Origin of the sequence: Roseixanthobacter liquoris (assembly GCF_043195135.2) — a bacterium.
Lineage (GTDB): Bacteria > Pseudomonadota > Alphaproteobacteria > Rhizobiales > Xanthobacteraceae > NCEH01.
Genome location: NZ_CM195537.1, coordinates 3,657,326 through 3,682,252, shown reverse-complemented (window position 1 = coordinate 3,682,252; position 24,927 = coordinate 3,657,326). Strand labels below are relative to the sequence as shown.

The following is a 24,927-nucleotide window of genomic DNA, read 5'->3' as shown; positions in this document are numbered from 1 at the left end:
GGGGGCCTTGGCGGATAGCGGGTGGTTCCTTTCGAGGGTGAAATGAAGATTTTCAAGCGCATGCCGGTTCTGATGGGCGTTCTTGCTCTCGCCTCGGCGGTGACATTGACGATGGTGGATCACGCCGATGCGCGCCAGGGCGGCGGCTTCGGCAGCCGCGGCGGGCGCACCTATCAGGCGCCCGCCGCCACCAATACGGCGCCGAGCGCGGCGCCGATTCAGCGCTCCATCACCCCCCAGCCCCAGCCCGGCATGAACACCGCCGGCGCGGCCAATGCGGCCCGCCCGGGCGGCATGTTCGGCAACGGCTTCGGCGGTGCGCTGATGCGCGGCCTGTTGATCGGCGGCCTTGTGGGCATGCTGTTCGGCGGCGGCCTTGGCGGCCTGTCGGGCTTCCTCGGCCTGCTGCTTCAGGTGGCGCTGGTCGGCGGCCTCGTGTTCCTCGCCATGCGCTTCTTCGCGAGCCGGCGCCAGCAGCCCCGGCCGGCGGGCGCAGGCGCGCCGTTCCCCGGTCCCCTGTCGCGCGACAGCATGTTCGGCGGGGCATCGCGTCCCACCACATCGACCGGCGGGCGCAGCGCGCTCGGCGGCCTTGGCGGAATCGGTGGGGGTGCCCCGCGCCCGGTTCCGCAGCAGCCCGCCGCGGCTGGCCGCATCAAGGATGAGGTCGGCATCGGCCCGCAGGATCTCGACGCCTTCGAGCGCCTCCTGTCCGAAATTCAGGCCGCCTTCTCCCGCGAGGACCATGGGGCGCTCGCCGAACGCACGACGCCGGAGGTGCTCGCCGTCTTCTCCGAGGAGCTGCGCGACAATGCGGCCCGCGGCGTGCGCAACGAGGTGAGCGACGTGAAGCTGCTGCAGGGCGACCTCTCCGAAGCCTGGCGCGAGGGCAACACCGAATATGCGACGGTGGCCATGCGCTATGCGATCCGCGACCTGATGCGCGACCGCGCGACCGGTGCGCTCGCGGCCGGAAGCACCAATGCCGTCACCGAGACCACCGAGGTGTGGACCTTCGTGCGCCCGAAGGGCGGGCAATGGAAGCTCTCGGCGATCCAGGACGTTTGAGCGCCCTCGATCGACGATCTCATTCAACACGAACGGCCGGGATCTCCCGGCCGTTTTTTTGTGCGCGTTGCCCCGCCGCGACGTTTTCCGATGCGACGCGTGACGCTGCGACAACCTGCCGCGTTCGTGCCGGTCTGGTCGCGCGGCTCTCGGCTTCCTAGCTGTAGCCTATCGATCCGGGCCCCTCTGGCGCGTGCATGAAAATGCGTGCGCGATGTCGGATCTCTTCCGACAATTCTGCCGGCGAGAGGCCCAATGCCCCGTTTCGATCCCCCGACGCATTTTCGCGCGCGCATGTCTGCCGTCGCTCCCGCCTGCCGCGACCGATCTCGCGTTGGGCGCGGGGCTGCTTTGCCATGCGCGGCGCGGGCGTTTGCACCCTTCCGGTGGGCCTGCGCCGTTGCCGTTCGCGACGCGCCGCCCCATACCTTTCATCCGTCAAAGGCAGGTGAGTGATCCATGGACTATCTCGTGCAACTGGCAGCCGATCCCGCGGCCTGGGTGGCCCTCATCACCCTGGTGGCGATGGAGGTCGTGCTCGGCATCGACAATCTGGTCTTCATCTCCATCCTCACCAACAAGCTGCCGGAGGTGCACCGCTCCAAGGCCCGGCGCATTGGCATCAGCCTCGCCCTGGTGCTGCGCCTCGCCCTGCTGGGGACGGTGGCGATCATCGTGCAGCTCACCGAGCCGGTGTTCTCGGTGTTCGGCCAGGCGTTTTCCTGGCGCGACATGATCCTGATCGCCGGCGGCCTGTTCCTGGTGTGGAAGGCGACCAAGGAGATCCATCACACAGTCGACCCCGCGCCCCACGACGATGTGTTCGGCACCAGCAAGGCGAGCATCGGCTTTGCCGCCGCCATCGCCCAGATCCTGATGCTGGACATCGTGTTCTCCGTGGACAGCATCATCACGGCGGTGGGCATGACGGACCATATCCCCATCATGATCATCGCCGTGATCGTGGCGGTGACCGTGATGATGCTCGCGGCCGATCCCCTGGCCCATTTCATCGAGGCCAACCCCACGGTGGTGATGCTCGCCCTGGGCTTCCTCATCATGATCGGCATGACGCTGATCGCCGACGGCTTCGGCGCCCATGTGCCCAAGGGCTATGTCTACGCCGCCATGGCCTTCTCCACCGGCGTGGAGGCGCTGAACATGCTGGCGCGGCGCGCGAAGGCGCGGTCGAACGGTGGCGGGGTCGAGGGCGGCGCGAGCCGGCATTGATCGGCACCGTCGGCGCGACAGCACGGCGGCCCGACTCCCCAAGGAGACGGGCCGCCCCCTTCATTCGAAAGCCGGCGCCGCGAGGCGGTGCGCATGGGCGCGGATATCCTCCGGCCATTCGGCGGTGAGCGCGGCGAAGCCCGCCGCATCCCCGGCATAAAAGGCCCGCAGCGCCTCCTCGAACTGCGAGAGATTGCCGGCGAGCGCGCTCATGAAGCGATAGCCGGCGTCCTGCGCCGCGCGACGTCGGGCGGGCGCGCCCTGGTCGCGGCGCGCGGCCTCCACCAGCTTGCGCAGCGCCACCGAGGCACCGCCCGGCTGGTCGGCGAGCCATTCCCAATGGCGCGGGAGCAACGTGACCTCGCGCGCCACGACCCCGAGCTTGGGACGCCCCGGCCCCCGCGCCGGCTCACCTTCCGCCGGCGCGGGGCGGGCGGCATAGCGCGCCGCGACCTCCTCGGGCGTGCCGCGCAGATCGAAGTCCACCGGGTGGGCGGTCTCCAGATCGAACGTCAGCACCTCCTGCGTCTCGTCTTCGAGCTGCAGGCGCTTGACGGCGGCCGCCACCTCCGAGGCGGAGCCTTCGGCAAGCCGGCGCGGGCCGGCGAAGGCGATGAACGGTCCGGCAAAGGGCAGGGAAGGCGTGGAAGCGGGGGCGGGGGTCGCGGCAGTCATGGGATGTCCTTTCCCCGCTTTTATATCCGGGTGTAATTGGCGCGTCAATTAAATCCGGGTAAAAATAATCGACCGCGGGACGAGCGTCTTTCTTTCCCCGGCCGTCATGGCCGGGCCTCTCCGCCCGTCCACGCCGGGCCGTCGCTGACGGCGCAACGCCATGAATGTCGATGGGCCCTCGGGCACCGGCTCGCCACAAACGGCGTTTACCTCTCCGGATGGAGAAGAAAATGGCGCGCATCCTTGCCTTGTTCGGCCTTCTGGCGGCCTTCGCCGGTCTCTTGCCCTGGGCGGCCCCCTTGGCGAAGAGCGGCGTGCGCCTGATCGAAGCGCGGGACAATCCCGCACTGCTCTCCGACCTCGCGCTGCAATCCTTCACCGCCACCGCTGCGCGGCAGGCAATCGAGCAGGCGCTTGCGGAGGATGACGGCGCGCTTGCCGCCTCCTATCTCGAACTTGCCGATGCGCGCGGCCTCGCGCTTCCCCCGGACCTGCGCGCCCGCGTCCTCGCCGCGAACGATGGCGCCGCCACCGCCTGGCGTTCCGCGAAGCATTTCGGCTACGGCTTCCTCACCGGCACGCCGGAGGATCTGGCGGGTTTCGCCGGTGCCGCCGCCGGCGATCTCACCGCATGGGGCGATCTGCGCGACGCGAGCCGGGAAGGCTGGAAATATGCCAATGGGGAAGCGGTGGACCCGCTGATCCTTGGCCTTTCGGTGGCCGGGCTGGCGCTCACCGCCGGCACCTATGCCACCTTCGGTGCCGGCCTGCCGGTGCGGGCCGGGGTGAGCGCGGTGAAGATCGCCAAGCGCACCGGCCGCCTCTCCGTGGGCATGACGCGCCTGCTGACCCGCGCGGTCGACGAGACCGTGGACTTCGCCGCGCTGCGCCGGGCCGGGACCGGCCTCGATGCCACGGCGCTGAAGGGCGCGGTGCGCGCCGATGGCTTAAAGTCGCTCGCCCGCCTCATGGGCGATCTCGGCACCGTGCAGGCGAAGGCCGGATCGCGCGCCGCGGTGGCCGGTCTTGCCGTAGCGGAGAATGGCAAGGACCTCTCCCGCCTCGCGCGCCTTGCCGAGGCCAAGGGCGGTCAGACGCTCGCGATCCTCAAGACATTGGGGCGCGGGGCGCTGGTGATGGGTTCGGCGCTGCTCAAGCTGGTCTGGTGGGGGCTGGTCGCCGTGCTCTGGCTGTTCGGCCTTGTCGCCTCCTTCAATCGCTTCTGCGTGGAGCTGGTGCGGCCGGTGTGGCGTCGCAAGCGGGTGCGCGGACGCAAGGTGCCGGCCGCCGGTCCTTGTCCTGCACCCGCTCCCGCGCCACGCACGCCGCCGCGCCACGAGCGAGGCGACGGCGGCGGAGATGACGCGCCGCGCGCGGCCCCCGACGGCTCGCCCGCCATCGCCCGCTTCGAGCAGGCAGCGCGAGAGGCGGCCGCCCTCGCGCCCGGATGAAGGGAGCGTCCCGGCCGTCGTCAACAGGAGAGGATCCTTTCCGTTCAAAGGCTTGAGCTGAGGCGCCCGGGACGGGGCAAGCTTTCGCTTCCGCAAAGCGCCGGCGCGAATTAGGGTCCGGCCCGAAACATCGCTTCGGGATACGCTTATGCCCATTCTTTCCGCCGACGGTCTGGACATCGCCTATCTGGACGAGGGTTCCGGCCCGCCGATCCTGCTGATCCACGGCTTCGGCTCCACCAAGGAGATCAACTGGGTCCATACCGGCTGGTTCAAGACCCTGATGGACGCGGGCTATCGGGTGATCGCCTTCGATCATCGCGGGCACGGCGCTTCCAGCAAGCTGTATGATCCCGATCTCTACGACACCCGCCTGATGGCGCAGGATGCCCGGCGCCTGCTCGACCATCTCGGCATCCCGCGCATCGACATCATCGGCTATTCCATGGGCGCGCGGGTGGGGGCGCAATTCGCCCTCGCCGAGCGCGACCGCCTGAACAGCCTCATCATGGGCGGGCTCGGCATCCATCTGGTGGAAGGCGATGGCCTGCCGCAGGAGGTGGCGGCAGCCCTGGAAGCGCCGAGCCTCGCGGACGTGACCGATCCCCTCGGCCGCATGTTCCGCGCCTTCGCCGATGCCAACAAGGCGGATCTGAAGGCGCTCGCGGCCTGCATTCGCGGCTCGCGCCAGACCCTGACGCGCGCGCAGGTGGCCGATATCGACCAGCCGGCCCTGGTGGCGGTGGGCACGCGCGACCTGATCGCCGGCAGCGGGCAGGAATTGGCGGACCTGCTGCCCCGGGGCGAGATGCTGGACATCCCCGGCCGCGATCACAATCCCGCGGTTGGCGACAAGGTTTTCAAGCAGGGCGCGCTCGACTTCTTCGCCCGGCATGGGTGATGTGCGCGAGCCGGCTCGGAACGACGCCCGGCTTGTGCTAGAAATGCGTCGAAACGTGATCCACCGGGAGGCAGGAATGCCCCAATCTTTGTTCAAGGCGCCGCATCAGCCCCTGGCGCGAATAAATACGGAACGCTTCCAGGACGTGGTCGATCCCGTCTGGGCGCGCATCCGCAATGAGGCGGACCTTGCCGCCGAGCGCGAGCCGCTGCTGGCGGGCTTCCTCATCGGCGCCGTGCTGGGGCAGGGCAGCCTGGAAGCCGTGATCGGCGAGCGCATCGCCGCCCGCCTCGACCATGCGGAGCTTCCCGGCTCGGCCATTCGCGCCGCCTATCACGAAGCCGTGTCGCAGGACCGCACCATCGCCCAGGCGGTGCGCGCCGACATCATGGCGGTGGTGGACCGCGACCCCGCGACCACCCGCGCGCTTGAGCCGGTGCTCTATTTCAAGGGCTTCCACGCGCTCCAGACCCACCGCCTGTCCCATTGGCTGTGGACCCACAGCCAGCGCGACTTTGCGCTCTATCTCCAGAGCCGCGCCTCCTCGGTGTTCGCCGTGGACATTCACCCGGCGGTGCCCATGGGCCGCGGCATCTTCCTCGACCATGCCACCGGCATCGTGATCGGCGCGACCGCGGTGATCGAGGACGACGTCTCCATCCTCCAGGGCGTCACGCTCGGCGGCACGGGCAGGGAATCCGGCGACCGGCATCCCAAGATCCGGCGCGGCGTGCTGCTGGGCGCCGGCGCGAAGGTGCTGGGCAATATCGAGGTGGGCCATTGCGCCCGCGTCGCCGCCGGATCGGTGGTGCTGAAGCCGGTGCCGCCCAAGACCACGGTGGCCGGCGTGCCGGCCAAAGTGGTGGGCGAGGCCGGCTGCGCCGAGCCCTCGCGCGCCATGGACCAGATGTTCGACGACAATATCTTCGCCGGCGCGGACATCTGAGCCGCGATCCGACTTCACGCGCGTTTTGCGCTTTCGTGGCCGTCCGCGGGCGGCCATTCGACTCCTGGAGGAAAACACTTGGATAAAACGGAACTCGAGCGCGTGCAGCGCTACATGCGCACCCTGTTCGGCAATCCGCAGATCAAGGTGACGGCGCGCCCGAAGAAGACCGATTCGGCCGAAGTCTATCTTGGCGACGAATTCATCGGCGTCCTGTTCAAGGACGAGGAGGACGGCGACCTCTCCTACAATTTCCAGATGGCCATCCTGGAAGCCGACCTGGACTGATTTTCCGCGCGACGCCTTCCGGTTGATCCCTTTGGATCGGTTCTGCCCCCCTCCGGCCGCGCCGGAGGGGGGGTCCGGCGCGATCCGGAGTATTTCCCGCCGAACGACCTTGCCAATTGCCGGCAAGGCTTTAAACCGGCGTCGTATACAGAATGCCGACCGGGGGTCCCGTGTCCATCCTCGATATTGCAGGTGAGCGTTTCCGGGTTCAGGTCGAGGGCAAGGAGGGCGCGCCGCCCCTGGTCCTCGCCCATTCGCTGGGCACCACGCTGGAGATGTGGGACGCGCTGACGCCCCATCTCACCCCCCATTTCCGCGTCATCCGCTATGACGCCCGTGGCCACGGCCAATCCAGCGCGCCGGATGCGGTCTATTCCATGGGCGATTTCGGCCGCGACCTTCTCAATATCCTCGACCGTCTCGGCATCTCCGGTCCGGTGGATTATTGCGGCCTCTCGCTCGGCGGCATGGTGGGTCAATGGCTAGCCCTCAACGCCCCGCAGCGGGTGAAGCGCGCCGTGCTCGCCAACACCACCGCCCATGCCGGCCCCCATCGCATGTGGGAAGGGCGCATCAAGGCCGTGCGGCGCGCCGGCACCGCGCCCATCGCCGATGCGGTCATCGACAGCTGGTTCACGCCGAAATTCCGCGCCGCCCACGCCGACCAGGTGGCGAAGGTGCGCGAGATGATCGTGCGCACCGCGCCGGGTGGCTACATGGGCACCAGCTGCGCCATGCGCGACATGGATTTCCGCCCCGGCCTGCCGCATATCAAGACGCCCTGCCTGGTGATCGCGGGCCTTCAGGACCGCTCGACCCCGCCCGAATGGGGCCAGCTGATCGCCGCCCATATTCCTGGCGCGGAGCTGGTGAAGCTCGATGCGGGCCATATGTCGGCCATCGAGCTGCCGGCGGATTTCGCGCGCGAGGTGCTGGGCTTCTTCAGTTGAGGCCGATCGCATTTTATCAATGCAGGGAGGCGCGCGAAACGGTGCGCGATGGTATCTAGGCGGCCGTCAGTTTCGCGATCGCGGCGAGGAGCCCACCATGACGGCACAGGGGCACGACCAGCACGACGACAAACCCGCACCCGCCACGGCATCCCAAGGGGCGGCCCAGTCTCCCTTCCCCGCGGGGCATGAGAACCACAATCACGCCAGCCACAATCATGCCGGCCATGATCACGGCGCCAGCCATGCCCATGCCGCGCCCGCAGCGGCGAAGGGCGAGGACCAGGCGCCGCACCATCATGCGCCGCATGACGATCACGGCCACGACGATCACGACCACGGGGGCGCCGGGGGCGGCCATGCGGGCCATGACCATGCGGGCCATGACCATTCCGGACACAGCCATGGCCATGGCGGGCACAATCACGCCCATGCGGTGCCGAGCTCGCTGCGGGCGTTCGCCATCGGCGCATCGGTCAATTTCGGCTTCGTGATCATCGAGGCGATCTTCGGCCTGCTGTCGGGTTCGCTCGCTTTGCTCGCGGACGCGGGCCACAATCTGTCCGACGTGCTCGGCCTGCTTCTCGCTTGGGGCGCGGCATGGCTCTCGCGGCGTGCGCCGAGCCCGCGCCGCACGTTCGGCTACGGCCGGTCCTCCATTCTCGCCGCGCTGGCCAATGCCATGATCCTGCTGCTGGGCACCGGCGGCATCATTATCGAGGCGATCGGGCGCTTCGGCGATCCCGCGCCGATCCAGACCGGCGTCGTGATGATCGTCGCGCTGGTGGGCATCGGCGTGAATTTCGGCACCGCCATGCTGTTCATGGCCGATCGCAAGAACGACTTGAACGTGCGGGGCGCGTTCGTGCATCTGGTCGCGGATGCCGCCGTTTCGCTGGGCGTGGTGGTCGCGGCGGCGGTGATCGCCGTCACCGGCTGGCTGTGGATCGATCCGGTGGTGAGCCTCGCCATCGCGGTCGCCATCGTCGCCGGCACCTGGGCCCTGCTGCGCGACAGCGTGAACCTCGCCATGGACGTGGTGCCGAGCAGCATCGACCATGGCGCCGTGGAAGCCTTCCTCGCCAGCCGCCCCGGCGTCAGCGAGGTGCATGACCTGCACATCTGGGGTCTCAGCACCACGGACTCCGCCCTGACCGTTCATCTGGTGCGCCCCGGCGCTCCGCTCGACGACGTGTTCCTCGCCGAGACCTGCGCCGAGCTGAAGGCCCGCTTCAAGATCGGCCATGCGGCGATCCAGGTGGAGAATGGCACCATTCCCTGCGCCCTTGCCCCCGCCCACGTGATCTGAGCTCGCCTCCCGGGGCGGGCGGATCGACAAGACCAGCCGGAAAGGCGGACCCATGACCCATGATGCGCTCGCCGCTTTCCGCGCGGTGCTCGGCGAAGCCGGCGTGATGACCGCGCCGGATTTCATCGCGCCCTATGTGGTGGATCATCGCCAGCTGATCCACGGGACCACGCCCGCCGTGCTGCGACCGCGCTCCACGCAGGAGGTGCAGGACGTGGTGCGCCTTGCCGCCCAGCTCGGCTATGGCCTGGTGCCGCAGGGTGGCAATACCAGCTATGTGGGCGGGGCGACACCGGACGAAAGCGGCCGCCAATTGGTGGTGAGCCTGGAGCGCATGAACCGGATCCGCGCGGTGGACCCGCTCGGCTTCACCCTGTCCGCCGATGCGGGCGTGATCCTCGCCGATGCGCAGGCGGCGGCGGAAGCGGCGGGCCTGATGCTGCCGCTGAGCCTCGGTTCGGAGGGCAGTTGCCGGCTGGGCGGCAATGTCGGCACGAATGCGGGCGGCCTCTCGGTCCTGCGCTACGGCATGACGCGGGACCTGGTGCTCGGCCTCGAAGCCGTATTACCGGACGGCAGCCTGCTCGGCGACATGCGCGCGCTGCGCAAGAACAATGTGGGCTACGACCTCAAGCAGATGTTCATCGGCGGCGAGGGCACGCTCGGCATCGTCACCGCCGTGGTGCTGAAACTGTGCCCCGAACCCGTGCTTACCGCCACCGCCTGGCTGCAACTCGCCAAGGGCGCGCCGCTGCCGCAGATGCTGGCCGAGGTGCGGCGCGAGACGGCGGACCTCATCTCCTCGTTCGAATTCATCACGGCCAATTCGGTGGCGCTGGTGGCGGCCCTGAAGCCCGGCGAGGTCAATCTGACCACCGGCAGCGGCGGAGCGGTGCTGCTGGAGGTCTCGTCCTCATCGCGCCGCTTGCCGCTGGATGAGATTCTCATGGGCACGCTGGAAGCGCTGATGGAAAAGGGGTGGGTGGAGGATGCGCTCCTCGCCCAGTCCGAGCGCCAGCGGTCCGACATGTGGGCGGTGCGCGAGACCATTCCCGAGGGCGAGAAGCACGCCGGCGGATCGGTGAAGCACGATATCTCGGTGCCGATCTCCGCTCTCGACGCCTTCCTGGAGCAGGGCGGCGCGGCGGTGGCGGCCTATGATCCCGCCCTGGTCTTGTCCGTCTACGGCCATGTGGGCGATGGCAATATTCACTACAATATCGTGGTGCCGCAGGGCGAGGAGCGGCTCGCCTTCACCCGCAAGATCGAGGCGGGCCTCGCCCACGAGCTCTACGCCATCGCTGCCGCGCTGGGCGGCAGCTTCAGCGCGGAATACGGCATCGGCCGGCTCAAGCGAGATTTGCTGGAGCGCTATGGCGATCCCATCCGCATCGCGCTCATGGGCCGGGTGAAGGCCGCCTTCGACCCCGCCGGCCTGATGAATGCCGGCGCCATGGTCGATCCCGCGCCGCCGCTTTCGGCCTGAGGCTCAGGCGGCGACGGACGTGGCGCGCAGGCCTTCCAGGGCTTCCTTCGCGATGGGGGAGAGGCCTTCGCCGCCATGGTCGAGATGCTCGAAGATCTTCGAGCGCATGCGCGGGTCCCAGAATTTGTGGATGTGCTCGCGCGTGGACGCCACCGCTTCATCATGATGCTGGGTGGAAAAGGCGGTCGCGATCTGGTTCGCCATATAGACGAGGCGGTCGTTGGTGCTGGTGCTATGCGACATGTGCGTGCCGTGGGGATGACCCGAGGTCGATGCGCTCGGGATGGGTGAAGAGTTCAAATCCGTCGCCGCGCACGATGGCAGCCAGCGTGATGCCGGCCGCGTGCGCGGTACGGATGGCGAGGGATGTGGGGGCCGAGACGGCGGCGATGACGGGCGTGCCCAGCACGGCGGCCTTCTGCACCATCTCGATGGAGACGCGGCTGGTGAGCAGCACAATCCCGCGCGCGGGATCGGCGTCGCGCTTCACCACCTTGCCCACCAGCTTGTCGAGGGCATTGTGGCGGCCGACATCCTCGCACACGGCAATGAGGCCGCGCCCCGGTTCGAAATAACCGGCGGCATGCACCGCGCGGGTTTCGTGGTTGAGAATCTGCGCGGGCGCGAGGGCTGCCATGGCCTCCAGGATCAGCGACGCGGAAAAGACCGGGCGCGCGGTGACCTGCGCGGCCGGCTTGATCGCCTCGGCCAAGCTCTCCACCCCGCACAGGCCGCAGCCGGTGGGCCCGGCCATGGCGCGGCGGCGGGCGCCGAGCACGGCCATCTTCTCCTCCGCGATCCACATGCGCGCCTCGATGCCGTCTTCGACCGCGATCACGTCGAGGCTGAGGATGTCGGCCGGGCTCGCGATGATCCCCTCGGTGAGGGAGAAACCGAGGGCGAAATCGGCGATGTCGAGCGGGCTTGCCATCATCACGGCATGGGTGGTGCCGTTATAGGTGAGGGCGACCGGTGTTTCCTCGGGCACTGCGCGTTCTGAAACGGTGACGCCATCCAGGCGCCACACGTCTCGGCTCACGCGCCGCACGGGCTCGGGAAAATCGGGGATTTCGGACATCTCATCCATGATGCGCGCCACCGGGTGTTGCTGCCACCAAGGTTGTGCCGAACGGTCCCGCGTTCAAGGGCGGCCTTGCCATTCTCCCCCTCTCGTGCCTGCGGGAGAGGGCAGGAAGGGAGCATGGGCCGGGTAGGCCGGCAAAAGTTAAAGGCCGGACGCTCGATTTCCCCCTCCCCAACCCTCCCCCGCACGCGGGAGAGGGGGCCTGTCGGTGCCGGCCGGGAGGGCGCGTCGAAGCGCCGGCCTTCATCTCACTCCGCCGCTTGCGCGATGCGACGGCTCTGGCGGGAGAGTTCTTCATACTCTTCCTGCCAGGCGCTCGGCCCGTTGGAGGGGGCGACCTGCACGGCCGTCACCTTGTATTCCGGGCAATTGGTGGCCCAGTCGGAGAAGTCCGTGGTCACCACGTTCGCCTGCGTCACCGGATGGTGGAAGGTGGTGTAGACCACGCCGGGCTGCATGCGCTCGCTGATCACCGCGCGGAGCGAGGTGCCGCCGGCGCGGCTTTCCAGCTTCACGAAGTCGCCGTCGCGGATGCCGCGGTTCTCGGCGTCGTGCGGGTGGATTTCCAGCACGTCTTCCGGATGCCAGGCGACATTCTCCGTGCGGCGGGTCTGCGCGCCGACATTGTATTGCGACAGGATGCGGCCGGTGGTGAGCAGCAGCGGGAACAGCGGGCCGGTGCGCTCGTCGGTGGGCACATATTCGGTGAGCACGAACTTGCCCTTGCCGCGCACGAAGCCGCCGATGTGCATGATGGGGGTGCCTTCCGGCGCCTTGTCATTGCACGGCCATTGCACCGAGCCCAGCTCGTCCAGCTTCTTGTAGCTGACGCCGGTGAAGGTGGGGGTCAGGCGGGCGATTTCGTCCATGATCTCGCCGGGATGGCTGTAGTCCATGGGATAGCCGAGCGCCTCGGAGAGCATGATGGTGACTTCCCAGTCGGCATAGCCGTTCTTGGGGGCCATCACCTTGCGGATGCGCTGGATGCGGCGCTCCGCATTGGTGAAGGTGCCGTCCTTCTCCAGGAACGAGCAGCCCGGCAGGAACACGTGGGCATAGTTCGCGGTCTCGTTCAGGAACAGGTCCTGCACCACGAGGCATTCCAGCGCGCCGAGGCCGGCCGAGACATGGCGGGTGTCGGGGTCGGACTGGAGAATGTCCTCGCCCTGCACATACATGCCCTTGAAGGTGCCATCGACGGCCGCGTCGAACATGTTGGGGATGCGCAGGCCGGGCTCGGCATCCAGCTTCACGCCCCACAGGCTCTCGAACAGCGCGCGGGTGGCGTCGTCGGAGACGTGGCGATAGCCGGACAGCTCATGGGGGAAGGAGCCCATGTCGCAGGCGCCCTGCACATTGTTCTGGCCGCGCAGCGGGTTCACGCCCACGCCGTTGCGGCCGACATTGCCGGTCGCCATGGCGAGGTTGGCGATCGCCATCACGGTGGTGGAGCCCTGGGAATGCTCTGTCACGCCGAGGCCGTAATAGATCGCCGCATTGCCGCCGGTGGCATAGAGGCGCGCCGCCTTGCGCACGTCCTGGGGGTCGACGCCGGTATATTTGGCGACCGCTTCCGGGCTGTGGCGCTCATCGGCGACGAAGGCCGCCCATTCCTGGAACTCGTCCCAGTCGCAGCGCTCGCGGATGAACTGCTCGTTCATCAGCCCTTCGGTGACGACCACATGGGCGAGCGCCGTGACCAGAGCCACGTTGGTGCCCGGGCGCAGTGGCAGATGGAAGTCCGCCTGCACATGGGGCGTGCGCACGAGGTCGATCTTGCGCGGGTCGGCGACGATCAGCTTGGCGCCTTCGCGCAGCCGCTTCTTCATGCGCGAGCCGAACACCGGATGGCCGTCGGTCGGGTTGGCGCCGATCACCAGGATCACGTCGGTCTCTTCGATGGAATCGAAGTCCTGCGTGCCGGCGGAGGTGCCGTAGGTCTGGGAAAGGCCATAGCCCGTGGGCGAGTGGCAGACGCGGGCGCAGGTATCGACATTGTTGTTGCCGAAGGCGCCGCGGATCAGCTTCTGGACCAGATAGGTCTCTTCATTGGTGCAGCGCGAGGAGGTGATGCCACCCACCGAGCGGCGGCCGTACTTCTCCTGGATGCGCTTGAACTCGGAGGCGGCGTATTGGATCGCCTCCTCATAGCTCACTTCCTTCCACGGCTCGTGGATGGAGGAGCGGATCATGGGCTTGAGGATGCGTTCCTTGTGGGTCGCATAGCCGTAGGCGAAGCGGCCCTTCACGCACGAATGGCCGCGGTTCGCCTTGCCGTCCTTATAGGGCACCATGCGCACCAGCTCGTCGCCGCGCATCTCCGCCTTGAAGGTGCAGCCGACGCCGCAATAGGCGCAGGTCGTCACCAGCGAATGCTCGGGCGTGCCGATGTCGTACATGGCCTTTTCGTTCAAGGTCGCGGTGGGGCAGGCCTGCACGCAGGCGCCGCACGACACGCACTCGGACGAAAGGAAGGTCTCGTTCATGCCCGGCGACACGCGCGAACCAAAGCCGCGGCCGGAAATCGTCAGCGCGAACGTGCCCTGCACTTCCTCGCAGGCGCGCACGCAACGGTTGCAGACAATGCACTTCGACTGTTCGTAGGTGAAATAAGGGTTGGACTCGTCCTTGCCCAGCTTGGTGTGGTTCTCGCCCTCATAGCCGTAGCGCACGTCGCGCAGGCCGACCACGCCGGCCATGTCCTGCAGCTCGCAATCGCCGTTGGCGGAGCAGGTCAGGCAGTCCAGCGGGTGGTCGGAGATATAGAGCTCCATCACGCCCTTGCGGATCTGCTTCAGCCGCTCGGTCTGGGTCTTCACCACGATGCCTTCCGCCACCGGTGTGGTGCAGGAAGCGGGGGTGCCGTTGCGGCCTTCGATCTCCACCAGGCAGAGCCGGCAGGAGCCGAAGGCGTCCAGCATGTCGGTGGCGCAGAGCTTGGGGATCTGGTTGCCGACCTCCATGGCGGCGCGCATGATGGAGGTGCCTTCCGGCACCTGCACCTTCATGCCGTCGATGACCAGCGAAACCAGCTTCTCGGACTTGGACCGGGGCGTGCCGTAGTCGATTTCATGCACGAGGGACATTGAGTTCCTCCTATTCCGCAGCCGCGGGCAATTTCGGCGACACGCCGAAATCTTCCGGGAAATGGGTGAGCGCGCTGATCACCGGATAGGGCGTGAACCCGCCGAGGGCGCAGAGCGAGCCGAGCTTCATCGTGTGACAAAGGTCGGTCAGAATGGCGAGATTGGCGTCGCGGCGGTCGCCCTTGATGATCTTGTCCAGGGTTTCCACCCCGCGCGTGGAGCCGATGCGGCAGGGCGTGCACTTGCCGCAGCTTTCGTGCGAGCAGAATTCCATGGCGAACTTCGCCATGTGCGCCATGTCCACCGTGTCGTCGAACACCACGATGCCGCCATGGCCGATCAGGGCATCCTTGGCCGCGAAGGCTTCATAGTCGAACGGCGTGTCGAACTGCGACACCGGCATGTAGGCGCCGAGCGGGCCGCCCGCCTGCACCGCGCGCACCGGGCGGCCGGAGGCCGTGCCGCCGCCGATGTCGTTCACCAATTCGCCGAGCGAGATGCCGAAGGCGGTTTCGAACAGGCCGCCGAACTTGATGTTGCCGGCGAGCTGGATCGGCATCGTGCCGCGCGAGCGGCCCATGCCGAAGTCGCGATAGAACTGGCCGCCCTTGTCCAGGATCACCGGCACAGTGGCGAGCGAGATCAGATTGTTGATGACGGTGGGCTTGCCGAACAGGCCCTTGTGCGCCGGCAGCGGCGGCTTGGCGCGCACCACGCCGCGCTTGCCTTCCAGGCTGTCGAGCAAAGCGGTTTCCTCACCGCACACATAGGCGCCGGCGCCCATGCGCATTTCCATGTCGAAATCATAACCCGACCCGGCCACATTCTTGCCGAGCAGGCCGTTCGCGCGGGCGATGGCGATGGCTTTTTCCATCACCGCCAGCGAGAGCGGATATTCTGAGCGGCAATAGACGAAGCCCTTCGTCGCGCCGACGGCGAGGCCGGCGATGGTCATGCCCTCGATCAGGCAGAAGGGGTCGGCTTCCATGATCAGGCGGTCGGCGAAGGTGCCGCTGTCGCCTTCGTCCGCATTGCAGACGATGTAGCGCTGGTCGGCCGGGGCGGCGGCGACCGTGCGCCACTTGATGCCGGTGGGGAAGCCGGCGCCGCCGCGCCCGCGCAGGCCGGAGAGGAACACTTCCTCCACCGTCGCGGACGGACCGATCTCGGCCGCCTTGGCGAGGCCGCGATAGCCCCCATGGGCCTTGTAATCGTCCAGCGAGAGCGGGTCGATGATGCCGCAGCGGGCGAAGGTGAGGCGGGTCTGCTTCTTCAGATAGGGGATCTCTTCCACCAGCCCGACATTGAGCGGGTGGGCGGCGCCCTCCAGCAGGCCGGAATCCAGAAGCGCGTCCACGTCGGAGGGCTTCACCGGGCCGTAGCCGACGCGGCCGGCGGGCGTCTGGACCTCCAGCAGGGGCTCCAGCCAGAACAGGCCGCGCGAGCCGTTGCGCACGATCTCGACCGAGAGGCCGCGCGCCGCGAAGGCGTCCTGCAGCTTGCGGGCGATGCGGTCGGCACCGCAGGCGACCGCGGTGGCGTCGTTGGGGACGAAAATGCGGGGGCTGCTCATCGGTCGGTCTCCGCGACCAGTTCGTCAATGGTTTCGCGGTCAAGGCGGCCCACGAGGCGGTTGTCGATCATGGCCGAGGGGGCGCAGGCGCACAGGCCGAGGCAGTAGATCGGCTCCAGCGTCACGCGGCCGTCGGGCGAGGTCTCGCCCATGGCGAGGCCGAGACGCTCCTGGGCATATTCGGCCAGCTTGTCCGAGCCCATGGACTGGCAGGCTTCCGCCGCGCAGAGCTTGATCACATGGCGGCCCGGCGGCTCGCGGCGGAAGTCATGATAAAAGGTGACCACACCGTGCACTTCGGCACGCGACAGGTTCAGGCTTTCCGCGATCATCGGAACGACGGGCTCGGGCACGAAGCCGAACGTCTCCTGAATGGCATGCAGGATCGGCATGGTCGCGCCGTCCATATGCCTGTGCGCGGAGATGATCTCGGAGGCGCGTTCCGCGCTCCACGATTCGTAGCCGACCATCGGCAAACACCCTTCCCTGGTCCGCTGAAGGCGGTTTCCTTGTTACGATTCCAGAAAGAATGGCAGGTTGTCGCGGGGGATCAAGCGGGCTGTGGGATGTTGCGATAGAACATCTCTATCGAAATCGGTCTATCGAAACCGTCCGCGCGCTGCAAACGCTGGATTGTGCCGGAATGCGCATCCTGAAATGGCGCCTGTTTTTGGTATATTGATTGCCATTCTCTATCCCCGAACGGTCCAGGGCGGCCGGCGGGGAAGGAATATGCTGCAATGCAGCATGAGCCGGAGTGTCCATTGGCCTCCGGCGAGGCGGGCGCGTGCTTCATACGCTGGCGAGGCAGGCCCGCCTTGCCAGCCCTTAATGGGGCCGGGAGGCGCGCGGCAGCACCCTGTTCCATTCGGTGGAAGGAAGAGGCGCAGGCATCGGGGGGCGGCCCGCCGAGGTGCGGAAAAGCGAAGCCGCAGGCGCCGGCCGCATCGGATGCTGCGGCGGGGGGCTTGCACAGGGGATCGGGCGATCGGGATCGGGCGATCCGCGCGGCGACCGGCGCGGTCGTCCGACATGCGATCAGACATATCCCCGGCCACGTCGCGGGGTACGTGAGCGAGGGCCGGCCGCCTGGGGGCGGCGGCGCGCGGCATGCGGACGCGATCGGCGCGCCGCGGCGTCAGCGATTTCCTGCGGGCGTTCAGCCGAACTTGAACAGCACGCCGTAGCCGCCGCGCGGATAGCTCCATTCGATATCGCCGGTGGGCTCGGCGATCACGCGGCAGGTGCCGCATTCCACGCAGCCGTCCACCGTCACTTCCACCTGGCCGCTCTCGGTGAGATCATAGCAGCGGGCCGGGCAGGCCTTCAGCAGGGCCAGCAGCGGCGCCGGCGGCACCGTGTGGGGACGCACCTTGATATGGGCGCGGCCGGCATCCACCAGATAGCGATTGTAGAAGAGCTTGTCTTCGACGCGGACGGTCGGATCGCTCATCGTTCCAACTCCAGGGTTTGAGGGTGTCGGTGCGGTTTGAGGCCGGGGCATGGGGTGCGGCCCATGCCCCGTAATCTTCAGCGCCAGGCGCGGGCGAAGCGAAATGCGTCGCCGAACAGGCCGGCCCAGGAGCGGGCGGCAACGAAGGAGCGCAACGTCATCTTCTCCTTCTCGATCTTCGGCGTGCCGTCGACGCGCACGAAGTTCTGCATCGCCTTGGAGACGAGCTGGGGATAAGTGAGGAAGAAGTTCTGCGACTGGACATGCATCAGCGCCGGCATGTCCTTGTATTTCTTCAGATCCTTGATGACGAAGGAATCGTCCAGAAGGGTCTTGTAGAGCGCCAGGTTCTTCGCCGTCATGGGTTCGCGCCGCGACTTGATCTGGAAGATCGCTTCCGCCGCGATGCGGCCCGAGGTCATGGCGAGGTTCGAGCCTTCGCGATGGATGGCGTTGTTGAGCTGGGCGGCATCGCCCACCACCACCCAGCCGTCGCCATAGAGCTTCGGGATCGCCTTGTATCCGCCCTCGGGAATGAGGTGGGCGGAATATTCCTTCACTTCCGATCCCTCGATCAGCGGCGCCACCGAGGGATGGCTCTTGAAGCGCTCCAGCAGGCCATAGGGCGTCTCGCCGGATTTCTGGAAATCCGCCACCAGGCAGCCGATGCCGAGAGAGACGCATTCCTTGTTGGCATAGATGAAGCCCATGCCCGTCATGCCGCGGGAAATCGTGCCGACGGCCTCGATCACCGTGCCTTCGTCGCCCTTCAGGTTGAAGCGCGCCTCGATGGTCTCGCGCGGCAGGAAGTGCATTTCCTTCACCGCGAGCGCCACATTGTCGGGCTTGGGGCGCTCGCGCAGGCCGGAACGGGTGCCGAGGAGGCCGTTCACGCCCTCGGCCAGCACCACCACGTCGGCGTGGATCTGCCCGCCCTTGCGGTCGGTGCGCACGCCGATCACCTTGCCATAGGCGTCCTGCACCAGCTCCGTCACCGTGGTCTCGCACAGCACGACGGCACCGGCCTCCTTCACCTTGGAGGAGAACCATTTGTCGAACTGGGCGCGGATGATGGTGTAGCGGTTCGGCTTTTCCTCGTTGAACTCGTCCGACTTGTAGTGAAGGCCGGTGTGCGAGCGGTCGTCCATCATCCAGAAGCGCTGTTCCACCAGATGGCGTTCCAGCGGCGCTTCCTCGCGGAATTCCGGGATCAGCTTCTCCAGCATGTCGGCATAGAGAATGGCGCCCTGAACGTTCTTGGAGCCGGAATATTCCCCGCGCTCCAATTGCAGCACCTTCAATCCGCGCTGGGCGAGGGTGAGGGCGGCGGCATTGCCCGCCATGCCCGCGCCAACGACGATCGCGTCAAATTTTTCCTCGATCATGGCACGCTCCTCCTTCAGCTTGCGATCCGGTCGCGCGAATGGGGCGACAGGCGCGCCCGAAAGGCCTCGGTCAGCGCCGGCAGGAGCCGGATCGCATCGGTGACGATGCCCACGTGGGCGAATTGGAAGATCGGCGCGTTGGGATCGGTGTTGATGGCGACGATCATGTCCGCCCCCTCCACGCCGACGCGATGCTGGATCGCCCCGGAAATGCCGGCGGCGATATAGAGCTTCGGCCGGATGGTCTTGCCGGTCTGGCCGATCTGCCGGTCGGACGTGACCCAGCCCTTCTGCACCAGCGGGCGCGAGCAGCCGTATTCCGCGCCGAGCACGCCGGCGAGCTGGCGCACCAGCTGGAAATTCTCCGGCGAGCCCAGGCCGAGGCCGCCCGCCACCACCACGTCCGCATAGGCGAGGTTGGATTTCGCGGAATCGCGATCCGGCATGAAGGCGAGGACCTTGGTGACGATGTCGTCCTCGATCATCCCCAGCGGGTGGGTGATGATGCGGCCCGCCATCTTCTCCACGCGCTCCGGCATGGACATGACGCGCGGGCGGATGGTCGCCATCTGCGGACGATAGTTGAGGGTATAGATGGTGCACAGAAGCGAACCGCCGAACGTCGGCCGGGTCGCGGCGAGCGAGCCGTCGGCGTCCACGTCCAGGTCGGTGCAGTCGGCGGTGAGGCCGGTCAGCAGCGTGGTCGCCACCGAGCCGGCAAGGTCGCGGCCGAGCGTGGTCGCGCCGAGCAACAGGATTTCCGGCTTATAGGTGTTCACCACGTCGGTGAGCGCCTTGGTATAGGCCTCGTTGCGATAATCGGCGAGGAGGTTGTCGGCCACCACATAGGCGAGGTCGGCGCCATAGCAGAAGGATTCCGCGGCGGCGCTGCGCGTGGCTTCGCCCTCGGGACCGATCACCACCGCCGCCAGCTCCACCTTGAGCTTGTCGGCGAGGATGCGGCCGGCGCCGAGCAATTCCCAGGAGACCGGATGAACGACGCCGCGCTCCTGTTCGATGAACACCCACACATGCTTATAGGCCTTGAAGTGCTCGGGGAGCTCCTTCTTGGTTGCCGCGCGGCCTGCGGCCGGGGCGGGCGCTTTGGTTGGTTCGCTCATCGCCGTGGTTCCCTCGTCCTTCGCTCAATAGCCGCGCGCCAGGGTCCCCAGCTCGGCTTCGAGCTTGGGCTGGCGCTTGAAGATGTCGTCGATCAGCGCCTCGGCCGGCGGCCGGGCGGAGAAATCCACCAGCGCCACCTTTTCCGCGCGCGGCGGCGGAGCGAACACGCGCTTCACGATGGTCGGCGAGCCGCGCAGGCCGCATTTGGTGATGTCCTCCACGCCGGCGTCCTGCGCGCTCCATTTCACGATGGTGGCGCGCGCCGCCCGCAGGGCGTCTTCCATGCCGCCGCGCCGGATCTCGTTGGTCGCTTCCAGCATGGTGATGAGGCACGGCAGCCGGGTCTTCAGCACCTGCACGCCGCCTTCCGAGCGGCGCTCGGCCTCGATGGTGCGCGCTTCCAGGTCCAGCGTATTGATCTTCGCCACATAGGTGAGCTGCAGCAGGCCGAGGCGCTTGGCGATGCCGGGCCCGACCTGGGCGGTGTCGCCGTCGATGGTCTGCTTGCCGGTGAAGATCAGGTCGGGGGCACCGAAGGTCTCGCCGATCTTGCGCACGGCAGTGGCCAGGGCATAGGTGGTGGCGAGCGTATCGGCGCCGGCGAAGAAGCGGTCGGTCAGCAGCACCGCCCGGTCGGCGCCGAAGGTGAGCGCCTTGCGCAGGCTGTCCTCGGCCGAGGGCGGCCCCATGGTGAGAACGGTCACCTCGCCGCCGAACTGATCGCGCAGGGCGAGCGCCGCTTCGAGCGCGAACAGATCATAGGGATTGATGATGGTCGGCACGCCCTGACGCATGATCGTGTTCGTCACGGGGTGGACGCGGATTTGCGCCGAGTCTGGAACCTGCTTGATGCAGACGACGATATGCATTCGGTTGCTCCGCGCATGTCTGACAGTTCGAAGAAGACAAACGCAAGTGTCGTACCAAGTGGGACAAGAAATAAATTATCGATCGAATTCAGTTGGTTGCAGGCATGGAGGGGAGTGTGTCGCGCTGCGGGCCAGCGGGCGCTGACAAAAGCGGGCCGAACGCGTCGGGAATACGACAGCCGGCGGCGAGATCGGACGCGGTGTGTGGGATCGCCGGTGCGGCGCCAGGAACGCGCACCGATTCCGGCGGCATCAGAAACGCAGACGGCCGCCTCATCCCGCGTGCGGGAGAGGCGGCCGGGCGATACTGGTGAAAACGCCGCGGGACGGTTCGATTACTTGAGGACGTTCAGCTGAACCATGGCCTTCGGCTTGGCCGGCGCGACGGCATCCTTCAGCACCTTGAACACCCGCTGATCGATGGGGGAGGAGGCGACGAAGTCCGCATAGGCCTGTTCCAGCACCGCCTTGCAGCGCTCGGTGACGGCCTCTTCGCTCTGGCCCGCGAAATCCTCGCTGGCGAGATATTGCCCCATGCGGCGCAGAATGTGCAGGCGCGCCACATTGAGCACCAGCGGATCGTATTCGACCCCGAGGAGGGTGAAGAAATCTTCGGCGGACGAGGCTTTATTCAAGTGTTCGAGCACGCGCGGCGCATTGCTCACCGATCCTGCGGAACTGCTCATCGCGTGTCTCCTTCGCACGTGTTGCGCCATCGCGGCGCGGGCATCGCGCCCCGCCGGGGCGCCCGGCGCCGGGTTTGAAAAAGCAACCTGCATGCCAATGGGCCGGAACGGCGTAAGTCTATGATATTTAGAATTTTTCAAAACGTCGGTCGATGTCGAGATTGCGACAACGGCGGCCGTCCAGCCAGACGGGGCCGTGCTCACAGCCGCCGGCGCAGCCGCACCACCACGTCGATCCCCGACACTTCAAACCCATCGGGGATCTGCGGCAGCCGGTCGATCACAACGCTGTCGGCGGGGATGTCGCACAGGGTGTTCTCGTCCTCGATGTAGAAATGGTGATGCTGGCTCGGATTGGTATCGTAGAAGGCGGTCGCCCCGTCGATGCCGATCCGGCGCAGCAGACCGGCTTCCGTGAAATGGTTCAGCGTGTTGTAGACCGTGGCGAGCGACATGGGCACGCGCGCCTTCTGGGTCTCCTCGTGGAGGATGCCGGCGGTGATGTGCCGGTGGCCCTTCGAGAACAGCAGCCGCCCGAGCACGATCCGCTGGCGGGTGGGTCGCAGGCCGGCGCGGCGCAGCATGCCGCCGCAATCGACCCAGCCCCGGTCTTCCTGCTTGCTTCGCCGCCACATCAACCGCAACTCCAGGTCCAGATCCGGGTCGATGTCGGTCGGTTCGCAGGACGGGTGGGCGTGCATGTCTTCCATCGGGCGCACCATTGGTCAGGAGGGCTGGGAGGAGGCGATATCGCCCGCGGGAACGGCCGCGCGGGCCAGCGATCGGCGGCGGTCCGCCATCCGGCTTTCACCGCTCTCGTCCCCGAAGCAGAGGGCGAAGTCATTGCATTGGGTGCAGACCGGCGTGGAGCACATGACGAAGCCGTCGTCTTCGCACAGCATGCGATAGAACAGGCGCTTCCAGCGCATGTTGTTGGTGTTGCGGGCCGCGAGCGGGGCGAAATGGCGGGCGATGAGGCGGGAGAGTTCGCCGCGCGCGCGCAGGCCGAGATCTTCCCAAAGATGGTTTGGCTCCATGGCCCGGCGGGCGATCATGGCAGCGAGCCAGCGGCCCGTGTCTCCGTTGGTCGAGCATTTGGCGAGCAGGAGGTCGCGCACCATCGCAACCTCTTCGTCCACCGGCGCGGCGGCCTGCGACAGCCAGGCGACCGTGCGCGTGCGCGCCAGCGGAAACCATTGGTCGATGAGTTCGGACAATTCGCAGGGCGCAAGGCCGACCCGTTCCGCGACCGGCGTGCCTTCCATGGCCGCTGCCGCGAGGATCGATGCCAGCACGTGCCGGTCGAAGGCGATGTCGTCGTCGGCGATGGCCGCGTCGGGGGCGATGCCGGTGAGCATGCGATAGGCCGCGATGCCGGGATGTTCGGCCTGATCGCGGACCCGCGTCAGCTGCGACAGGGGGCGCAGGAAGCCGAGGTCCGGGTCGATCCTATCCTCTCGTGTCGCGGTCTGGGTCACGTTGCGCTCCAAAGGCCGTCGTGCAGCCCGCCTGTGGTTGTCTCCGGCCCGGTTGCGGCGATTGTTTTCGCCGGCTCATGATATCTGGGGGAGATGCCGGCCCGTGGGCCGGCATCGTGTGCGTGACGACGTGGGTCGATCAGGCGGACATTGCGGCCAGTTCGGCGGCGGTCTTGCCGACGACGGTTTCGTCCACGGCCTTCATGATGCCGTGCTCCATGAGCATGTCTTCCAGCTCGTCCATGGTGATCGGGGTCGGGATGATGCCCTTGCCGCCGTTGGCATGGATCTTGGTGGCCAGCGAGCGGTAATGGCCCGCCTGCACCGAGTCCGGAGCGTATTCGAGCACGGTCATGCGGCGCAGCTCGGCGTGCTGCACGATGTTGTCGCGCGGCACGAAGTAGATCAGATGCGTGCCGAGCTTCTTCGCCATGGCTTCCGCCAGTTCCAGCTCCTTGTCGGTCTGGCGCTCGTTGCAGACGAGCCCGCCCAACCGCACGCCGCCGGAATTGGCGTATTTGAGAATGCCCTTGGAGATGTTGTTGGCCGCATACATGGCCATCATCTCGCCGGACATGACGATGTAGATTTCCTGCGCCTTGTTCTCGCGGATGGGCATGGCGAAGCCGCCGCACACCACGTCGCCGAGCACGTCGTAGGAGACATAGTCGATGTCTTCGTAGGCGCCGTTCTCCTCCAGGAAGTTGATGGAGGTGATGACGCCGCGGCCGGCGCAGCCGACGCCGGGCTCGGGACCGCCGGACTCCACGCAACGGATGTCGCGGTAGCCGACCTTCATCACTTCCTCAAGTTCCAGGTCCTCGACGCTGCCGGCAGCCGCCGCGAGGCTGAGGATGGTGTCCTGCGCCTTGGCGTGCAGGATGAGGCGCGTGGAATCCGCCTTGGGATCGCAGCCGACGATGAGGATCTTGTGTCCCATCTCGGCGAGCGCCGCCAGCGTATTCTGGGAGGTGGTCGACTTGCCGATGCCCCCCTTACCGTAAAATGCGATTTGTCGTAGTGACGACATGATTGGTTTCCTTCGAACCGATTGCCAATGACCACCACGCGCAGGGCGTGAATGTTCCTCGCTCACAAACAGGCTCGCCGGTTACGGGAAGGAGCGCATCGCTCGTCGTCGCGTCTGCGTGCACTCAGCCCTCACTCGCCGTGCAGGATTTCTTCAGCAAACCGCATGCCAGATCGCGATATTCAGTAATTTGCTGATTTATAAATGAAAAATCCGGCGTTTTGCTTGTCGGGGGCTGTGTCCTGAATCGGACAGCGGGCGCGGCGCTGTCACAAAGGAAACAAGCGGGCGGGTGCGGGGCGGTATGGAAGGCCTTGCGACCCCGCGCGAATCCTGATGACGCGCGAGCGGAACGGAACTTGCTTCGACCGGTGCGGAACGCGGACGCGAAGAGGTGCCGCGACACGCCAGCGAGGGTGACATGCAGATTGGTGTCGAAACATCAAAGGCCGTGGATCAGCGGCGCGTGTTCGTTGTCGATCAGGATGAGATCACGCGCGCCGCCCTGCAATTCATGCTGCACGATGAAATCGAGACGCACGAACTCGCCACCCCCGAAGAGGCGTATGAGAAGGGCGTCGGCTGGCTGAAGCCGGACGTGGTGCTGCTTGGGGTGTCCTTCCTCAGCGAGCGGGGAACCAACCTCGTGAGCGATCTCAACGCCAAATTCCCCGGCGTGCGCATTCTCATCGTCTGCGACAAGGCGCAGGAGGCGACGGCGGTGGACGGCATCAAGGCCGGCGCCCATGGCGCGCTGGTGAAGCCGCTGACGCTCGAATCCGTGCGCAAGAAGGTGGACACGATCCTCGGGCGCGGCGGTGCGCAGCCGATCGTGCAACTCGGCTTCATGCGATAGG

The 24,927-nt window shown here is 67.0% G+C and carries 24 protein-coding genes; 10 read left to right on the top strand and 14 right to left on the bottom strand.

Annotation, left to right across the window (positions count from 1 at the left end):
- Nucleotides 1-42: 42 nt before the first annotated feature.
- On the top strand, nucleotides 43-1,068 hold the full coding sequence (locus tag V5F84_RS16725; RefSeq protein ID WP_394041248.1) for a Tim44 domain-containing protein: 1,026 nt from the start codon (nucleotides 43-45) through the stop codon (nucleotides 1,066-1,068).
- A gap of 459 nt (nucleotides 1,069-1,527) precedes the next feature.
- Nucleotides 1,528-2,298, top strand: a complete 771-nt coding sequence (locus V5F84_RS16720) for a TerC family protein (RefSeq protein WP_394041247.1) — start codon at nucleotides 1,528-1,530, stop codon at nucleotides 2,296-2,298.
- Nucleotides 2,299-2,358: 60 nt separating this feature from the next.
- On the opposite strand, the gene V5F84_RS16715 is transcribed toward V5F84_RS16720, so the two are convergent.
- Nucleotides 2,359-2,973 (bottom strand): DUF2239 family protein, encoded by a 615-nt coding sequence (locus V5F84_RS16715; protein WP_394041246.1) that lies wholly within the window; start codon nucleotides 2,971-2,973, stop codon nucleotides 2,359-2,361.
- A 230-nt stretch (nucleotides 2,974-3,203) separates the two neighbouring features.
- On the opposite strand from V5F84_RS16715, the gene V5F84_RS16710 reads away from it, so the two are divergent.
- The 7 genes from V5F84_RS16710 (at nucleotide 3,204) to V5F84_RS16680 (ending at nucleotide 10,304) form a co-directional block, all read left to right on the top strand.
- On the top strand, nucleotides 3,204-4,424 hold the full coding sequence (locus V5F84_RS16710) for a hypothetical protein (RefSeq protein ID WP_394041245.1): 1,221 nt from the start codon (nucleotides 3,204-3,206) through the stop codon (nucleotides 4,422-4,424).
- 148 nt (nucleotides 4,425-4,572) lie between these two features.
- Complete coding sequence (locus V5F84_RS16705; RefSeq protein WP_394041244.1) at nucleotides 4,573-5,325, top strand: alpha/beta fold hydrolase; 753 nt, start codon at nucleotides 4,573-4,575, stop codon at nucleotides 5,323-5,325.
- 76 nt (nucleotides 5,326-5,401) lie between these two features.
- Complete coding sequence (cysE, locus tag V5F84_RS16700; RefSeq protein ID WP_394041243.1) at nucleotides 5,402-6,271, top strand: serine O-acetyltransferase; 870 nt, start codon at nucleotides 5,402-5,404, stop codon at nucleotides 6,269-6,271.
- A gap of 78 nt (nucleotides 6,272-6,349) precedes the next feature.
- Nucleotides 6,350-6,559 carry a DUF3126 family protein gene (locus V5F84_RS16695; RefSeq protein WP_394013071.1) on the top strand — a complete coding sequence of 70 codons (210 nt, stop codon included), beginning with the start codon at nucleotides 6,350-6,352 and terminating at the stop codon, nucleotides 6,557-6,559.
- A 170-nt stretch (nucleotides 6,560-6,729) separates the two neighbouring features.
- Nucleotides 6,730-7,509 (top strand): 3-oxoadipate enol-lactonase, encoded by a 780-nt coding sequence (gene pcaD / locus V5F84_RS16690; RefSeq protein WP_394041242.1) that lies wholly within the window; start codon nucleotides 6,730-6,732, stop codon nucleotides 7,507-7,509.
- A 97-nt stretch (nucleotides 7,510-7,606) separates the two neighbouring features.
- Complete coding sequence (locus V5F84_RS16685) at nucleotides 7,607-8,818, top strand: cation diffusion facilitator family transporter (protein WP_394041241.1); 1,212 nt, start codon at nucleotides 7,607-7,609, stop codon at nucleotides 8,816-8,818.
- Nucleotides 8,819-8,870: 52 nt separating this feature from the next.
- Nucleotides 8,871-10,304: an FAD-binding oxidoreductase gene (locus tag V5F84_RS16680; protein WP_394041240.1), complete on the top strand. Its 1,434-nt coding sequence runs from the start codon at nucleotides 8,871-8,873 to the stop codon at nucleotides 10,302-10,304.
- Nucleotides 10,305-10,307: 3 nt separating this feature from the next.
- On the opposite strand, the gene V5F84_RS16675 is transcribed toward V5F84_RS16680, so the two are convergent.
- The 13 genes from V5F84_RS16675 to nifH form a co-directional block, all read right to left on the bottom strand.
- Nucleotides 10,308-10,547, bottom strand: coding sequence for a formate dehydrogenase subunit delta (locus tag V5F84_RS16675; protein WP_394041239.1), 240 nt, complete (start codon nucleotides 10,545-10,547; stop codon nucleotides 10,308-10,310).
- A complete protein-coding gene (gene fdhD, locus V5F84_RS16670) occupies nucleotides 10,537-11,391 on the bottom strand; it encodes a formate dehydrogenase accessory sulfurtransferase FdhD (protein WP_394041238.1) in 855 nt (284 codons plus the stop codon). Before fdhD ends, V5F84_RS16675 begins: the two co-directional genes overlap by 11 nt.
- Nucleotides 11,392-11,636: 245 nt before the next feature.
- Nucleotides 11,637-14,474, bottom strand: a complete 2,838-nt coding sequence (gene fdhF / locus V5F84_RS16665; RefSeq protein WP_394041237.1) for a formate dehydrogenase subunit alpha — start codon at nucleotides 14,472-14,474, stop codon at nucleotides 11,637-11,639.
- Between the two features lie 10 nt (nucleotides 14,475-14,484).
- A complete protein-coding gene (locus V5F84_RS16660; RefSeq protein WP_394041236.1) occupies nucleotides 14,485-16,047 on the bottom strand; it encodes a formate dehydrogenase beta subunit in 1,563 nt (520 codons plus the stop codon).
- Nucleotides 16,044-16,517 (bottom strand): formate dehydrogenase subunit gamma, encoded by a 474-nt coding sequence (locus tag V5F84_RS16655; protein ID WP_394041235.1) that lies wholly within the window; start codon nucleotides 16,515-16,517, stop codon nucleotides 16,044-16,046. The genes V5F84_RS16660 and V5F84_RS16655 overlap by 4 nt, the downstream gene beginning before the upstream one ends.
- 689 nt (nucleotides 16,518-17,206) lie before the next feature.
- Nucleotides 17,207-17,500 carry a ferredoxin family protein gene (locus V5F84_RS16650; protein WP_394041234.1) on the bottom strand — a complete coding sequence of 98 codons (294 nt, stop codon included), beginning with the start codon at nucleotides 17,498-17,500 and terminating at the stop codon, nucleotides 17,207-17,209.
- A 77-nt stretch (nucleotides 17,501-17,577) separates the two neighbouring features.
- Complete coding sequence (locus V5F84_RS16645) at nucleotides 17,578-18,885, bottom strand: FAD-dependent oxidoreductase (protein ID WP_394041233.1); 1,308 nt, start codon at nucleotides 18,883-18,885, stop codon at nucleotides 17,578-17,580.
- Between the two features lie 14 nt (nucleotides 18,886-18,899).
- A complete protein-coding gene (locus V5F84_RS16640) occupies nucleotides 18,900-20,006 on the bottom strand; it encodes an electron transfer flavoprotein subunit alpha/FixB family protein (protein ID WP_394041232.1) in 1,107 nt (368 codons plus the stop codon).
- Nucleotides 20,007-20,030: 24 nt separating this feature from the next.
- The gene (locus V5F84_RS16635; RefSeq protein WP_394041231.1) at nucleotides 20,031-20,876 is read right to left on the bottom strand and encodes an electron transfer flavoprotein subunit beta/FixA family protein; all 846 of its coding nucleotides are present in this window, start codon (nucleotides 20,874-20,876) and stop codon (nucleotides 20,031-20,033) included.
- A gap of 335 nt (nucleotides 20,877-21,211) precedes the next feature.
- Nucleotides 21,212-21,562, bottom strand: a complete 351-nt coding sequence (gene nifW / locus V5F84_RS16630) for a nitrogenase stabilizing/protective protein NifW (protein ID WP_394041230.1) — start codon at nucleotides 21,560-21,562, stop codon at nucleotides 21,212-21,214.
- Between the two features lie 200 nt (nucleotides 21,563-21,762).
- Entirely contained in the window at nucleotides 21,763-22,272 is a 510-nt protein-coding gene (irr, locus tag V5F84_RS16625) for a Fur family transcriptional regulator Irr (RefSeq protein ID WP_394041229.1), read from the bottom strand.
- A 15-nt stretch (nucleotides 22,273-22,287) separates the two neighbouring features.
- Nucleotides 22,288-22,980, bottom strand: coding sequence for a nitrogen fixation protein NifQ (locus tag V5F84_RS16620; protein WP_394041735.1), 693 nt, complete (start codon nucleotides 22,978-22,980; stop codon nucleotides 22,288-22,290).
- 199 nt (nucleotides 22,981-23,179) lie between these two features.
- Nucleotides 23,180-24,070, bottom strand: a complete 891-nt coding sequence (nifH, locus tag V5F84_RS16615) for a nitrogenase iron protein (RefSeq protein WP_394065975.1) — start codon at nucleotides 24,068-24,070, stop codon at nucleotides 23,180-23,182.
- A gap of 421 nt (nucleotides 24,071-24,491) precedes the next feature.
- Here nifH and V5F84_RS16610 point away from each other — a divergent pair, with 421 nt between their 5' ends.
- Nucleotides 24,492-24,926, top strand: a complete 435-nt coding sequence (locus V5F84_RS16610) for a response regulator (RefSeq protein ID WP_394046525.1) — start codon at nucleotides 24,492-24,494, stop codon at nucleotides 24,924-24,926.
- The last annotated feature ends 1 nt before the right edge of the window (nucleotide 24,927 follow it).

Coding starts and splice junctions, on each gene's coding strand:
- V5F84_RS16655 (WP_394041235.1), bottom strand. CDS start 16,517: ATGGTCGGCTACGAATCGTGGAGCGCGGAACGCGCCTCCGAGATCATC.
- irr (WP_394041229.1), bottom strand. CDS start 22,272: ATGGAAGACATGCACGCCCACCCGTCCTGCGAACCGACCGACATCGAC.
- nifW (WP_394041230.1), bottom strand. CDS start 21,562: ATGAGCAGTTCCGCAGGATCGGTGAGCAATGCGCCGCGCGTGCTCGAA.
- V5F84_RS16635 (WP_394041231.1), bottom strand. CDS start 20,876: ATGCATATCGTCGTCTGCATCAAGCAGGTTCCAGACTCGGCGCAAATC.
- fdhF (WP_394041237.1), bottom strand. CDS start 14,474: ATGTCCCTCGTGCATGAAATCGACTACGGCACGCCCCGGTCCAAGTCC.
- V5F84_RS16680 (WP_394041240.1), top strand. CDS start 8,871: ATGACCCATGATGCGCTCGCCGCTTTCCGCGCGGTGCTCGGCGAAGCC.
- nifH (WP_394065975.1), bottom strand. CDS start 24,070: ATGTCGTCACTACGACAAATCGCATTTTACGGTAAGGGGGGCATCGGC.
- V5F84_RS16660 (WP_394041236.1), bottom strand. CDS start 16,047: ATGAGCAGCCCCCGCATTTTCGTCCCCAACGACGCCACCGCGGTCGCC.
- V5F84_RS16640 (WP_394041232.1), bottom strand. CDS start 20,006: ATGAGCGAACCAACCAAAGCGCCCGCCCCGGCCGCAGGCCGCGCGGCA.
- V5F84_RS16645 (WP_394041233.1), bottom strand. CDS start 18,885: ATGATCGAGGAAAAATTTGACGCGATCGTCGTTGGCGCGGGCATGGCG.
- V5F84_RS16675 (WP_394041239.1), bottom strand. CDS start 10,547: ATGTCGCATAGCACCAGCACCAACGACCGCCTCGTCTATATGGCGAAC.
- V5F84_RS16610 (WP_394046525.1), top strand. CDS start 24,492: ATGCAGATTGGTGTCGAAACATCAAAGGCCGTGGATCAGCGGCGCGTG.
- V5F84_RS16705 (WP_394041244.1), top strand. CDS start 4,573: ATGCCCATTCTTTCCGCCGACGGTCTGGACATCGCCTATCTGGACGAG.
- V5F84_RS16685 (WP_394041241.1), top strand. CDS start 7,607: ATGACGGCACAGGGGCACGACCAGCACGACGACAAACCCGCACCCGCC.
- V5F84_RS16715 (WP_394041246.1), bottom strand. CDS start 2,973: ATGACTGCCGCGACCCCCGCCCCCGCTTCCACGCCTTCCCTGCCCTTT.
- V5F84_RS16725 (WP_394041248.1), top strand. CDS start 43: ATGAAGATTTTCAAGCGCATGCCGGTTCTGATGGGCGTTCTTGCTCTC.
- V5F84_RS16720 (WP_394041247.1), top strand. CDS start 1,528: ATGGACTATCTCGTGCAACTGGCAGCCGATCCCGCGGCCTGGGTGGCC.
- V5F84_RS16650 (WP_394041234.1), bottom strand. CDS start 17,500: ATGAGCGATCCGACCGTCCGCGTCGAAGACAAGCTCTTCTACAATCGC.
- fdhD (WP_394041238.1), bottom strand. CDS start 11,391: ATGGATGAGATGTCCGAAATCCCCGATTTTCCCGAGCCCGTGCGGCGC.
- V5F84_RS16710 (WP_394041245.1), top strand. CDS start 3,204: ATGGCGCGCATCCTTGCCTTGTTCGGCCTTCTGGCGGCCTTCGCCGGT.
- cysE (WP_394041243.1), top strand. CDS start 5,402: ATGCCCCAATCTTTGTTCAAGGCGCCGCATCAGCCCCTGGCGCGAATA.